Annotated in this window: 12 protein-coding genes; 4 read left to right on the forward strand and 8 right to left on the reverse strand. The window is 41.9% G+C overall.

Annotated elements, in window-relative coordinates; translation table 11 throughout:
* Positions 1–15: 15 nt before the first annotated feature.
* From DXD68_RS21340 to DXD68_RS21350, 3 genes are all read right to left on the reverse strand, one after another.
* Positions 16–1,311 carry a DUF3472 domain-containing protein gene (locus DXD68_RS21340; protein ID WP_122363486.1) on the reverse strand — a complete coding sequence of 432 codons (1,296 nt, stop codon included), beginning with the start codon at positions 1,309–1,311 and terminating at the stop codon, positions 16–18.
* Between the two features lie 97 nt (positions 1,312–1,408).
* On the reverse strand, positions 1,409–2,683 hold the full coding sequence (serS, locus tag DXD68_RS21345) for a serine--tRNA ligase (protein ID WP_122363487.1): 1,275 nt from the start codon (positions 2,681–2,683) through the stop codon (positions 1,409–1,411).
* 92 nt (positions 2,684–2,775) lie between these two features.
* Complete coding sequence (locus DXD68_RS21350; protein WP_122363488.1) at positions 2,776–3,309, reverse strand: C40 family peptidase; 534 nt, start codon at positions 3,307–3,309, stop codon at positions 2,776–2,778.
* A gap of 248 nt (positions 3,310–3,557) precedes the next feature.
* Between DXD68_RS21350 and DXD68_RS21355 the strand changes: the two genes are divergently transcribed.
* Together DXD68_RS21355 and DXD68_RS21360 are read left to right on the forward strand one after the other, a co-directional pair.
* Entirely contained in the window at positions 3,558–4,532 is a 975-nt protein-coding gene (locus DXD68_RS21355) for a hypothetical protein (RefSeq protein WP_122363489.1), read from the forward strand.
* Positions 4,529–5,782: an MBL fold metallo-hydrolase gene (locus tag DXD68_RS21360; protein ID WP_122363490.1), complete on the forward strand. Its 1,254-nt coding sequence runs from the start codon at positions 4,529–4,531 to the stop codon at positions 5,780–5,782. Before DXD68_RS21355 ends, DXD68_RS21360 begins: the two co-directional genes overlap by 4 nt.
* On the opposite strand, the gene DXD68_RS21365 is transcribed toward DXD68_RS21360, so the two are convergent.
* On the reverse strand, positions 5,779–6,699 hold the full coding sequence (locus tag DXD68_RS21365) for a leucine-rich repeat domain-containing protein (RefSeq protein WP_122363491.1): 921 nt from the start codon (positions 6,697–6,699) through the stop codon (positions 5,779–5,781). The two genes, DXD68_RS21360 and DXD68_RS21365, sit on opposite strands and share 4 nt — an antisense overlap.
* A 368-nt stretch (positions 6,700–7,067) precedes the next feature.
* Here DXD68_RS21365 and DXD68_RS24870 point away from each other — a divergent pair, with 368 nt between their 5' ends.
* Positions 7,068–7,292 (forward strand): WYL domain-containing protein, encoded by a 225-nt coding sequence (locus tag DXD68_RS24870; protein ID WP_353934109.1) that lies wholly within the window; start codon positions 7,068–7,070, stop codon positions 7,290–7,292.
* Positions 7,231–7,599: a helix-turn-helix transcriptional regulator gene (locus DXD68_RS21380; RefSeq protein ID WP_158585919.1), complete on the forward strand. Its 369-nt coding sequence runs from the start codon at positions 7,231–7,233 to the stop codon at positions 7,597–7,599. Before DXD68_RS24870 ends, DXD68_RS21380 begins: the two co-directional genes overlap by 62 nt.
* 174 nt (positions 7,600–7,773) lie before the next feature.
* On the opposite strand, the gene DXD68_RS21385 is transcribed toward DXD68_RS21380, so the two are convergent.
* The 4 genes from DXD68_RS21385 to DXD68_RS21400 all read right to left on the reverse strand — a co-directional run bounded on the left by DXD68_RS21385 (position 7,774) and on the right by DXD68_RS21400 (position 13,906).
* Positions 7,774–8,226 carry a DUF6078 family protein gene (locus DXD68_RS21385; RefSeq protein WP_122363495.1) on the reverse strand — a complete coding sequence of 151 codons (453 nt, stop codon included), beginning with the start codon at positions 8,224–8,226 and terminating at the stop codon, positions 7,774–7,776.
* A 14-nt stretch (positions 8,227–8,240) separates the two neighbouring features.
* Positions 8,241–9,965 carry an ATP-binding protein gene (locus DXD68_RS21390; protein ID WP_122363578.1) on the reverse strand — a complete coding sequence of 575 codons (1,725 nt, stop codon included), beginning with the start codon at positions 9,963–9,965 and terminating at the stop codon, positions 8,241–8,243.
* Positions 9,966–10,024: 59 nt separating this feature from the next.
* Entirely contained in the window at positions 10,025–11,242 is a 1,218-nt protein-coding gene (locus tag DXD68_RS21395) for an ATP-binding protein (RefSeq protein ID WP_122363496.1), read from the reverse strand.
* Positions 11,243–11,524: 282 nt separating this feature from the next.
* The gene (locus tag DXD68_RS21400) at positions 11,525–13,906 is read right to left on the reverse strand and encodes an FtsX-like permease family protein (protein WP_122363497.1); all 2,382 of its coding nucleotides are present in this window, start codon (positions 13,904–13,906) and stop codon (positions 11,525–11,527) included.
* Positions 13,907–13,919 lie beyond the last annotated feature (13 nt).

A 13,919-nucleotide genomic window follows, 5' to 3' on the forward strand; every position in this document is an offset into this window, starting at 1 on the left:
AGAAGTCATATGCTTTTACTTTAAAGGCAACGTCGTTACGTCGACTTCAGGATTCACTCCATTCGGCTGACGCGTAAAAACTGATTTAAATTCCGTATTATCATTAAAGAAACCGCCGTTACGAAGGAAGAACATATTGTCAGCCACACCACCGGCATAGTCCTGACGAACACCGGCCCGGGCGGTTGCATCATAAGTAAACATCCCTTCCGTAAGTTCCTTCCATTCACCTTTTGCCGTACGAGCCCACTGGTTACCGAAACGTACGCTACGTTCCAGACAGCCTTGCCCCGGAATAAAGTTTTCAAGGAAAGAATGCGCCCCGGTATACCAGGCATTTGTTTGCGGGCGAAGGAAACCTGCTATCAATCGCCACTGATTCTCCTCGGGAGCAAAAAACCAGGCATAATAAGCGGTATTCCCTTTTCCGTCCGGATGGACACGTGTAATCACACGATAAGTTTGCCCGGCTTTCCAGGGATAAATCAAATAACTTTGACCACCTGAGCCTTCATTGCCGAACTCTCCGATATGTACATCTTTCCCCTGAGCCAGTAACTTGATACGATGATCTTCCGGGATAGCTTTCGGATCATCCGTTTCGAACGGGCTCCAGACAGAAAACAAAATACGTCGTTCCGTATCGCTATTCGCCTGGATACCACAATATCCTTCACCAAAGCCATTAGTCATGAAATAACTGCCGATCTTATCTTCCCCTTCGGGAACGGCTATTTCGTTGTAGAAATATTCAACCGGCTCTTCCGGCAATGTGTATTTCATGTGTACCGAAGGCCCGCGCATACCCCAATAAGGTTCAAAGTCCCGGATAAAATAAAGAGGTTCCTGAGCAGCCGGCCCGTCTATCAACAGTTCGGAAATACCGGCAAACTGAGCACCTTCCTTCTTCTCCCCTTGTAAATCCACACGAACATAACCCGGTTCCGCAAGCAATACGCTACCCACCGGAACAATCGTTTCTTCCGCTTCTGTGATCTTTACCGTAAAACTTTTCCCACCGAAAGTAACTTTCACAACCGACGGACCATCCGTAGCAGTAGCCTTCAGGAACAATTTCAATTCTCCGGCCTGACTAACCTTAAACCACGACGAAAGAACAGCATCAGAGCCTGTCCACGACTTGATGCCCTCGGTAGAAACCTTCGCACCCTCTTTTCCGGCAGTCACATACGTATTACCACCTAACGGAACAGCAACTGCTTCTGCAGACAGTTCCAACTTCTTACCCTGGCAGCTGCACATCATCCATACAGCCATACCCAGTAAAATAACTTGTTTGATCTTCTTCATTGTCTATTTCTTAGATTTAAAGCAAAACGGGACGGAAGTAAACCTATTACTCTCCGTCCCGTTTCCTGTTATTTCCTCCGCAGCTAATCTACGAATATTATTTGATCATATCAAATCCTGTGTAAGGTATTAACGCTTTCGGAATGCGGATACCTTCAGGAGTCTGGTTGTTTTCAAGCAAGGCAGCCACGATACGCGGCAAAGCCAATGCACTTCCGTTCAAGGTGTGACACAGTTGAGTCTTTTTATTCTCATCACGATAACGACATTTCAAACGGTTTGCCTGGTAAGTGTCGAAGTTGGATACAGAACTTACTTCCAACCAACGCTTCTGAGCTTCTGAATAAACTTCGAAGTCAAAGCAAAGAGCCGCCGTAAAGCTCATGTCCCCACCGCACAGACGAAGAATACGATACGGAAGTTCCAGCTTCTGAAGCAGGCCTTCCACGTGATCTAACATCTCCTGGTGTGACTGTTTTGAATGTTCCGGCTTGTCGATGCGAACCAGTTCTACCTTGGAAAACTCGTGCAGACGGTTCAGACCGCGTACATCCTTTCCGTAAGAACCTGCTTCACGACGGAAACACTGTGTATAGGCACAGTTCTTAATCGGCAACTGCTTATCATCCAAAATAACATCACGATAGATATTTGTTACCGGAACTTCGGCTGTCGGTATCAGATAAAGATCATCCACTTCGCAATGATACATCTGTCCTTCCTTGTCAGGAAGCTGACCTGTACCAAAACCGGAAGCGGCATTAACCACTGTCGGCGGCATAATTTCCATATAACCGGACTTGCGGGCTTCATCCAGGAAAAAGTTTATCAGGGCACGCTGCAATTGTGCTCCCTGTCCTTTGTAAACCGGAAAACCGGCACCTGTGATCTTCACACCCAGGTCAAAGTCTATCAAGTCATATTTCTTTGTCAATTCCCAGTGAGGCAGTGCATCTTTCGGCAATTCCGTTTCCATACCGCCCATTTTCTCTACCACATTATCTTCGGCTGCAACACCTTCGGGTACTTCATCATAAGGAACATTCGGAATGGTGTAAAGCAAGTTCTGCATTTCTTCCGACGCCTGATCCATTTCAGCCTGGATACCCTTGCAGACTTCCTTGATTTCGGCAACACGCTTTTTAGTAGCCTCAGCTTCTTCCTTTTTGCCCTCTTTCATCAGGCCACCGATAGCTTTCGACAGCGAGTTTACCTCTGCCAAGTTATTATCTAATTGATTCTGTGTACTACGTCTTTTATCGTTTAGCTCGATCACTTTAGCGATAGCTTCCTTAGCATCCTTAAAGTGTTTCTTCTCCAAACCACGAATTACGCGGTCTGTTTCTTCCGTAATCATTTTAAGCGTCAACATACTTGATCTATGTTTATTATTTTGAAGTGCAAAGATAGTGTAAACCTAATACATAAAAAAGCAACTTCCATTCAGATGTTTACAAAAATATTTTACTTCACCCGTCCGCCTGTTATCCAGGTCCGCGTATAATAAGGTTCACTCAGGCTACTGACCATCACTCCCTTCGAGGTACTGGTATGTATGAACTTTCCGTTTTTCAGATAGATACCGACATGGTTTGGCACTTTTTTCTTTCCGCTACCTGTCCTGAAAAACACCAAGTCACCCTCTTGTAACTTAGAGCGACTCACTTTTTTACAATTATATTTCAGCATATCGGCCGACGAACGAGCCAATTGTTTTCTATAAACCTCACGAAAAACAATCGCCACAAACCCGGAGCAATCCACTCCCCGCTTCGTGCTTCCTCCCATCCGGTGAGGTGTACCAAGCCATTTCGCCCCTTCATTATAAAGAAATATATTATCATCGGGAGTAATACGAACACCATATAAACGTGACAATTCTTTCGGCCCTTTGAAGTCAGCAGGAAGCGCAACACGTTTTTTACTGCCGCAAGACGTAAGCGTCAAAACAAACAACAGTATCCAAAAGAAAAACAGGTTATATTTTTTATGAATCATAACAATTTTACATGTTAAGAATATGTTCTACAAATATAGTATATTCGTCCCAATAATCCGCTAACATCCTCATTTTCGCATTCAGTTAAGAATTACCTAATTTCCGCAACTAATATCTTAACAAAAAAACAAATCCTTGATGCACTAAGTGCCCAAAAGAACAGTTTCTAATTTTCCCGAAAAGCATCAAGCATTTTCAAAAGTATCCGTATCTTTGTCTTACGTTATACAATTAGAAATCAAGGAGTATGAAAATGGTAAAAGAAAGCAAGAGACCAAATCTACGTGGCATAGATGAAACGCTGATAAAACAATTCGGAGCATCACCTTTGTGTGATCTTATTAAAAAAGACAAGGACTTATTGGCTTGTATTCGCGATAACGCCATCGGTATTTATCACCTTGCTGACAAGGTGGCAATGGTACACAACAGAAAGGGAGAGCTGGTATGCAAAGTTAATGATTTCTACATGTCAGGAAAACATACCAAGAAAGAACATTCATATAAGGCCGAGGAGATATGTACGAAAATCAAAGACATAAAGGCAAACAGTTTAAGTCGTGGTACTCCGGAAAAAAATGCCCAGCACACCCTTGTCTCTAAGAACAACTCTAATCCTGATTCCGAATGGTTTTGTATTGATATAGAATATCGCCAATCAACGAAAGTTCAGGAAAATATAGACCAAAAATTTAACGGTCGGTTTGATATTATTGCCGTTTCAAAGACAACACCCCACCGAGTTGCAGTAATAGAACTAAAATATAACTCGTCTGCAATAGGCGGAGATGCTGGTATTGTGAAGCACATAAAGGATTTCAAGATATTTTCCCAAAATCCGGTATGTTCAGAAAATCTCTGTTCGGAAATTGTATGCCAACTTCATAATCTGCATCAGATTGGTATAAATGTTCCTAAAGAACTTTTGGAAATACCTTTTGATTTTTCCGCGAAGATAGAATTTTATGTAATAACGCTATGGGATGACAAAAGTAACCCCAAAGCAAAAATGGGACGGTATCTTTTCAATGATGCACGTGAGCATTGGGTTGGAGGAACTTCGGCACGTGTATCTACGAAAAATGCTATGAAAGAAACGGGTATCAACGTTGAAAACAATCCTCCTTTTGATATCAAGTTCCTGTTCAAGAAAGTACAAAGTCCGACAGACTTTCATATTGATGATATATTACAAGAGTCATTATACGACTATGTTCTATGAAAATAACCATTCATCGCGGAACAAACCAAATCGGTGGCTCTGTAACAGAGTATGAGCATCAAGGCTGGCGACTGTTTGTCGATTTCGGTGAACAGTTGCCCGGTACGCCAGCATCCGAACCTCTCGATATTGAGGGACTGACAAAAGGAGACCTTTCAAAGAGTGCCATGCTTATCACCCACTATCATGGCGACCATATAGGTAACATTCATCAGATTCCAGATGACGTTCCCGTCTTTATGGGCAAATTGGGGCTTGAAATTCAAAAAATAGCTTCCAATCAGCTGAAACACGTTGACGAGAAACATTCGCTTTTACTTGAACGCCTTAAAAAGACAATCCCTTTCGAGGCAGGTAAGACTTTTGATTTTGGTCAGTTCAAGATAATACCAATCAGCATAGACCATTCTGCTTTCGATGCCTACGCTTTCAAGATAGAGTCCAATAAAGTAAAGGTGTTTCATACCGGTGATTTCCGCATACATGGATTCCGTAGCAAAAGATTGCTAGATGTGATTGATAAATTCATAGGAAAGGTTGATTATGTGGTTTGCGAAGGAACAAATGTAAAGCGTTCTGAGGCAACTTTACAGACGGAACATGAATTACAGCTACAGTTCGAAAAAGATTTCCGGCAACATAAATTCAACATCGTATATTTGTCTTCAACTAACATCGATCGCTTGTTTTCGTTGTATCATGCGGCTTTGCGAGTCGGAATTCCTTTTATAGTGGACCCATATCAAAAGCGTATCATGGATATGGTTGTCAATAGTAATCACATTTGGTCAGAAGCCAAGCTCTATAACTATGGGAAATACGAACCAAAGGGCTTGATGTACGACAAGGATAATATGGACAAATACCTTGTCAATGATAAGTTTATCGGTTTCTTGAAAGAAAAAGGATATGTATTGATAGCCCGAAGCAACTCACGAATGGATTATCTTATAGGGGAAATGCCTGGCGAACCTAAGCAACACTATCTCTCCATGTGGAATGGATATATAAACAATCCATCCTCACCTGCATATAACGAACATCTTGCGGCATCACTAGGAAAGGAATATCTTTATCGGCATACCAGCGGTCACTGTGATATGGAAAGTCTTCAGAATCTCTTTGCACAGCTTTCTCCCAAAGCAATAATCCCCATACATACCGATGCACCGGAAATATTTGCCAAGCTATTCAGTGATCAATGGGCAGTGCCTCTTATGCAAGACGGAAATTCTATAACATTACATTAAAAAACTTTTTCAGATGAAGTTTCTTTTAAGAGGGGATGATATTCTTTGTACAATAATGATTTGAATTTGTTGGTTGTGCCTTGGGGAATGTTTATGGTGGTTAAGTCCCTACAACCATCAAACGCCCAGTCTCCAATGTGAGTCAACGAATTGGGGAGAATTATGCTTGCCAAGTTTTCACAACAATAAAACACCCAGTCTCCAATATGTATCACTGAACAAGGGAGGGTGATACAAGTTAAGTTGTTACAACTCTCAAACGCACTGTCTCCAATATGTGTCACCGAATTGGGGAGGGTTATATGGGTCAAGTTTTCACAACTCCGAAACGCCTCATCACAAATAACTACCGTTCCCTCATTAACACTATAAGTTTCTAAATTCCAATCACCTTCTATCAACTTCCTCCTATCCGCACTATACGTCACCCCATATTCATCCACCCATTTCCCATCCTCTTCTGTTGCTTCCGTTGAAATAGGCATTTCGATTTCTACCCCCAGCCCTTTCACGAAACTATCGACAATCTGTTTCCCGAACTCCAACGAGTAGAAATTGGCTTCGGAGAATTGCACAATGATTTGGTTGCGGAAGGCTTCCCGTTCGTTTTTGGGTTTTAGGGAGAGGGCGTGGATGCGTTGGGGCAAAGACTCGTCGAGGATGGCTCGGCGGTAGGCGCGTTTCATGCGGTCGTCGCCCCGGTAGAGGTCGGAGATGAGGTCGTTCAGCTTTTGGCGGTTGCCATACAGGTCGGCTCCGTAGAGCGACACCAAATAACAGAGGAAATCGCCCATCTCCGTATAACTGTTTGCCACCTCCGCATTCAAAAGAGGTGCGTTACAAAAGGGGCAGTTGGTCAATGAGACCGATATTGTTTTAGGCGGAACCCATTCGCCGCCGCATTTTTCGCATTTCATGATATGATGACCGGATTTATTCGTAGATTCTTCTTAACAAACGCCCAAAATTAGAGAATAAACGGGAGCTGCACAAAAAAATTCCCTGTTTTCACCTCGGTTGGTTTACATTTTTTCAGGGTAACCGCACCAAATAACACATGTCTTCTTCCTAATCCAAAAACGTCCTGCGCCGTATGAATTTCCCTGACTTTGTCAATGCACCACCTTGTCCTATCAAGTTTGGATTTATAGTGCCCGAGACCGCTAATGCGATCTATTTTTGTAGGCTCCAAAAGAACCAGGAACGCGGATGACACGGATAAAACGGATGGGGACAGATCTACAGACTGAGATCGCGTCAGCGGTCTAATAGGTTGCATATCCTGTTGGACGCCATCGACAAAGGGCGGACTGTCTGTTTCAACTATACTTCCTATTACGCAAAGGAGAAAACATATAACATTGAAGTCATTCCGTGCTTCGTCCGCTTGTTTGAACACCGCTGGTACTTGATCTGCGAGTATCCGGATCATAGCCAAATACGGGTTCTTGCCTTGGAGCAGATGGAAAATCTTATTTATAGGAGAGCAGACGCTTCTTCCATCCCCTGATATTACACCTGAGCATTTCTACAAGAATTGTTTTGGAATTATACGGGATAACAAGCAGCCGGAAAAGATAATTTTGAAAGTCTACAAGGAACAGGTGGATTATGTGCGATCACTTCCACTCCATCATTCTCAGCAGGAAGTGGAAACAGGTGATGGTTATGCCATTTTTCAATACTATATACGTCCGTCATTCGATTTCATCCAACAACTATTATGGCATAGAGAAAATATGGAAGTATTACAGCCAGCTTCACTCAGAAAGGAGGTTTACTCTATTCTTCAACAGCTACTGAGCCGTTATCAATAACCATCATTAAAAACATTGTCCCAAAACACAAATGCTTTGCACCCCGCAGTGCAAACTTTTGCATTCGGCAATGCAAAGTTTTGCACTTCTGAATGCAAAGGCTTGCATTGACGAATGCAGTCCTGTGCACTATCGAATACAAAATTTTGTACCCTGAATACAAAACAACTACTATTACTGCTTATTCCATTCGTAATGCCACTCGTAGCGATCGAACTCAATAGGCTCTTCCAGTCCGCATCGGGTCAAGATGGCAATGACCTTCTTCTGCATACGCGGATAGAGAGGTTTATCGCCACGCAACAGATGGTAATAATTGCGCTGACACACCAAACTGCACATGGAGTCGCGCACCGTACTGACTTTTCCGGATTCCACTTTTGCCAAAGCCTGTTTGAATCCATAAGCAACACGAACCTTCTCCGCCTTACGGAAGAAACGACATGCAGACTCACCGGTAGGATCGACTAACAGCGGATTTATAATAGACAAAGAGACCTTCTTCTCCGTCGTGTCGCGAGCGGCCAGTCCTCTGAGGCATCCGCCGGCTGAAGCACAGTCGGGCTTCATACAAAAACTGAAATCACCGGGTGCGTTGTCGCAAAAATTATATTTATCTTCGTTCATATTACTTATTTTTATCAAATATCTTCTATCCGAACCAGTTCATGTCCCCGGAACTGCATCACGATCAAGTGAAGCTTCGTACCTTGTTTCAACTGGCGGACACGCGGAGCCTGGGCATAATCGCAAATCTGTATCACTGCCTCCTGCCATTGCTGCTCGGCCTTTGCTTCGCTATCTTTGGCGGACAGGTATTTCAATTCGATGATATAACTATGGGCCGTTTCATAATGCTGCAGGTCAGGCATAAGGAACAGATCACAGAAACCGTGATTCAGCTCCATCTCCGGAGCAGTCAGATAATAACCGTTTATGCTCAGGTAGGCTGTAAAGAAGCCTTGCAGGTTGCGCTCGCCCTCGATTGCACTGCGGACAGACGAGTTTTCCTTATAAGCATGGGCGATGAACTCAAACGTTTCACGCCAACGGCCCTCGTAGGCCATATCGTAATACAAATCCTGCAAATGGTTCAGGTTGATATAACGGTTGTTTTGATATTCTTCCAGCATAAACTCGTAATACTGTTTACGCACATTGTTGTTGGGGATCCCCAATATGATACGATCGCCACGGGTTCCCGTTATCGTCAGCATACCGTAATAAAACAACAGACTGGGGAATATCTCCGGATTGGTGATTTCGGAGGCGGTAAAAGAAGTCACCAACGAAGTGATAATCTGACCTTCATCGGTAATTTTCCGCAAAACACCCTTACGGTCACCATCCAAACGATCCAACTGGATCAGCTTCTTCATTTTATTGTAGTCCGTGCGGGTGTTCGGGTCGATCATCTGTTCCGGAGACCGACCCAAATTTATAAAACTACGCAGATAGTAAAACACCATATCACAGTTAAACATCTTCGGGTCACGATCCAGGCATTCTTCGGCAAAACAGTAATTGTCATACCAGGGCTTCATATCTGCAATCATATTCTCAATATCTACACTGACCGGCAACAAACCCGCATCCTTATAATAGTGAAGCATAGTACGCACATCCACTTCACTAAATCCCAACATCATGTTAAACTGAAAATCCGTACTGATGTTCCAGCCTATATTGAACCCGCTTGTCAAATCGTCCAGCGTCACAGGACTGACACCCGTCATGAAGATACGTTCGAACATGCCCTTGTAGAGCTTAAAATGATCCCGGTAAAAATCGCTGGCATGTGTCAAATCATGATAGATCCGCTCCCCTTGTTCATTTAAAACGATATTCGTAAAATTATCATACTCATCAATGATCAGATAAAGAGGATACTCATGCCGCTTAGCTTCTATATCTATCTTCGCCAATTTATCGGCAGACGAATCACTTCTAAAAAACTCGTCCCGTAACTCTCTGGAATAAAATTCGGCATACGTACGCATAAAGCCATCCAACGCATTGCAACAATACCGGTTAAAATTCTCTTCCAATGTTCCTCCCCCGGCAACGGCTTTCGAAAAATCAAAGAAAAGCACCTGATACCTTCCCTGCAACAGGGTCGGATGACTGCCGACCCATAGATTTCCGAAACGTTTCTCAAACTTATCTTTCTGCGATATATCGTAATAGGCACGAAGCATACTCAGGAAAATACTTTTTCCAAAACGACGAGGACGAATAAAAAACAAGCTATTCGGCTGCGCCTCCAACAGAGGCAGATACATCGTCTTATCCACATAATACTGGTTTTGCTCCACCACTTCCACAAAGTTGGAGACACCGTACGGTATCCGTTTTACATTCTCCATATTCATGCTTGTTTTAGTTCACCTTCTGAGGTCAGACAAATATACGTTATTTCGAGCTATCAGAGACTTTCACACAGTAAAAAATCAGCTATATAGCAATGTTTCACCCCTTCTATATTATCCTGAAAGAAATCATCCATACTTACTACATATTTGGGATAATGATCATTAATAGCAAGCAACGGAGCAAATTCGCGTTCTACAGTAGCTGGTGAAGATAATTGATAAGTAACCTGTACATATATTTTCTCATCCCGAAGAATCGCCACAAAGTCAACTTCTTTATCATCTTGCTTACCTACGTATACGTCATACCCTCTACGTTTTAATTCAAGATAAACCAGATTTTCCAACATGCCGGCAATCATCCGGTCTTTATAGCCCATTACCGCATAAATAAGCGACAAATCACTGACAAAATACTTTTCATTGGTCTGTAAAACCTCTTTCCCCTTTACATCATAACGCGGTACGCGCTGAATGATAAATGCACTATCTAACGCATTCAAATAATTATAAACCGTATTCAAATCCACCTTCCGATGTTGACTTTTGAAATAGTCGGCTATATTCTTGGCGTTCAGCTTATTGCCTATATTATCAAATGCAAATTTGACAATCCGTTCCAGTAATTCTATATTCCGGATATTATTTCGTTGAACCGTATCCCGTAAAATCACAGAGGAATAAATATCATATACTATTTTATAGATAGTTTCATACGTATAATCAGCCGTATGGATAGCAGGAAAGCCTCCGGAACGAAGATATTTAACAAATTCTTCTTTAATATTCAATCCCTGCATATCTAAAGAAAGATCATGAAACCGGAGATATTCCTTAAAAGAAAGTGTCATGATATGAAAACTCACATAACGTCCCGTCAGATAAGTCGCAAGTTCAGAAGATAGCATTTTTGAATTAGACCCCGTTACATAGACATCAGAATTAAAGTCAACCAAAAAAGAATTTACAGCTTTCTCCCACTCTTCAACCTCCTGTACCTCATCCAATAAGATATAATAAGTATCCTTATCTTCTATACAGGAACGGATATAAGTGTACAATGCTTTCGAATCATGTATATCAATCCATTCAAAGCTTTCAAAATTCATATAAATAATATGATCATCAGCCACTCCACGTCGTATCAGTTCATCTCTCAACAAACGTAAAATGACTGATTTACCACTTCGCCGAATACCGGTCATAACCTTTACAAAAGGTTTGTCTATAAATGGTTCTATCTGTTTTATATACGAATCACGACTTATCATATAAATAGTTTTAGGGATATAACCACAAATATAGCATATTTACTGATAGTTTTTAGGGTTATAACCCTAAAAACTATGCAATATTATCCTTTTATTATGGTTATACCCCTAAAAGGATCAACTATTTCTTACCAATTGTAATTTGAATCTCCGAAATTACCTAATTTGATCGTTTGCCCCGCTTTTCCCCAACCTGTTTTTAAAAGCAATAACAACTAAAAACATAGGCAAAAAAGCGGAAATTTCGTCCAAAAAACATAGGCAAACAGAGTGAATACACACTCACTCCGTCTTTATTGACTTTACCGGATTGGCAATAGCAGCTTTCAGCGACTGGAAACTTACCGTCAGAAGGGCAATCAGCGTGATAAACAAGGCTACTCCGGCAAAAATATCCCAACCGAGCATAATCCGATAGTCATAATCCTTCAGGTAATGATTGGCTGCATATAAAGAGATCGGAATACCTACCGCAAAAGATATAAGTAAAAGTACCGTATAGGCTTTACCTAACAAGAACAGAATATCGATTATAGTAGCACCTAATACCTTACGTACGCCGATCTCTTTGGTTCGCTGCTCGGCAGAGAAAGCACTCAATCCCAACAGCCCCAGGCAAGATATAAAAATAGCCAAAGCTGCAAACAATGCCGACAATTTCTCTATCAGGCGTTCATCACTAAACATACGATCGAAGCGTTCAGTCATAAAGGTCGGCTCAAACGCATGATACGGTGTAAAGGAACGTAATACAGTCTGTATCCGTATTATTGCTTCTACTGCATCGACATCCAGTTTCAGGCGGACAAATAAATAATTAGCTCTTTTAGGATTATAGAAAAACAAAGCAGGCTCCGGTTCCAATGCATAAAGATTTCCAAATACAAAATCTTTCATGATACCCACAATCTCATTTTTGTTACCTTCCGACTGGCCGATCTTCCCTCCTACACGCCCTTCCGGTCCCATTAATTTAGCCAAAGCTTCATTGATCAAAACTCCTGTACCACCTTTACTATCTTTCTTAGAGGGATCGATATCAACCCCATCGACCAGTTTTATTCCGGCAGCATCGATCAATCCATCCGATACAAAAGTGAAACAGACTGAAACTTCTTCATCCGGATCTTTCCCATTCCAAACCCAGGGATTCGTAGTGTAACTTACCTGTAGAAGCGGACTGTCTGCAAATCCGCAACTCTGTACCAAACCGGTATTCTTCAATTCATTCTGCACAGCGGAATAAGAATTACATAATTCTTTTGTGCCAGGAAAGCTAATCATATTCTCTTTTTCCATCCCGATATCACGATTTTGTGCCAATCGTATCTGCAGAAAGATCACAAAAGTGGTACAGATCAGAATAAATGCCATCGTAAACTGAAAAATAACCAACCCCTGACGTATCCAAGCCGCACTTCCTCCTTTACTCACTTTCTGCATTTTCAGTGTAGTCAGCGGATTGAAAGAAGATAAATACAAGGCAGGATAGCTACCGGCCAGGAAGGTACAGAACAAACCGATCGCCACCAGCCCTATCACAATCGTCGGATTGAGAAGACTAAAGGATAGTTGAGTCTCTATAAGTCCATTGAATAAAGGAAGGGTCAGCCAGATCAACCCAACCGAAATGATAAGAGCTATTGCTGTTATCAAACCTGACTCTGCCAGAAATTGCCGGATCAGGTATTTACGTTTAGTTCCGAACGTTTTCCGTACCCCAACCTCCAATGCACGCTTTTGAGAACGCGCCGTCGAAAGGTTCATGAAATTAATGCAGGCAATCAAAAGGATCAGTACACCGATCAGAAAGAAAAGAGAAACAGTCTTGATATAACCGCCTCCGGTTTCCACCCCATTTTTAAACTGACCATACAATAATATTTTATCGAGAGGATAGAAAAACATTTGGATAGATTTATAAGTAGGACCGGCCTTTTGAGAAGCCAATACATTCATTTTCTTATTCAACAGGTCTATATCCACACCCGGTTTCAATTCTACATAAGTTTTTAACCAGGAAACACCCCATTCGTCTATATTCAATATTTTTTTCATCGCCTGTGCCTGAACACGAAAAGGTATTACCCATTCAAACTGGAAGGAAGTATTACCGGGCATATCTTCAAATACGCCCGTCACCTGATAGATAGTACCTTCATTAATCAAGCCTTTCCCTATCGGGTTTTCTTTTCCATAAATCTTCCGCGCCATCGAACGACTGAGAATGATCGAATATTGCGGTTCAAAAACATAGGACGCATCACCATAAATAAACTTCATACCGATCATATTAAAGAGAGTAGAATCGGCATAAGCTCCTTTTTCCTGAAAAGAATCCGTTGTATTTTCCGGTACAAAAATAAGTGTCTTGTCATTGTATCTCGTACTGTTTTCCACTTCCGGAAACTCGTCATCCAGTGTTTTCGCCAGCGAATTATTTGTTTCAAAAACAGTGACGCAATCTCCCGTAGTTGGATAATAGGTATAAGCTCCGATATACATATTCCGGTAGTTGGGAATAGCCTTATTAAAATTCACCTTACTCTCGACCCAAAGAAAGATAAGCGCTGCCGAAGTAATTCCGATTGCCAGCCCGATGATATTCAAAAAACTATATGTTTTACTCCGGAAAATAATCCGGATAGATCTTCTTATATTCATTCGTATTACTTTT

The sequence above is a fragment of the Parabacteroides sp. TM07-1AC genome (genome assembly GCF_003480915.1).
GTDB lineage: Bacteria > Bacteroidota > Bacteroidia > Bacteroidales > Tannerellaceae > Parabacteroides > Parabacteroides chongii.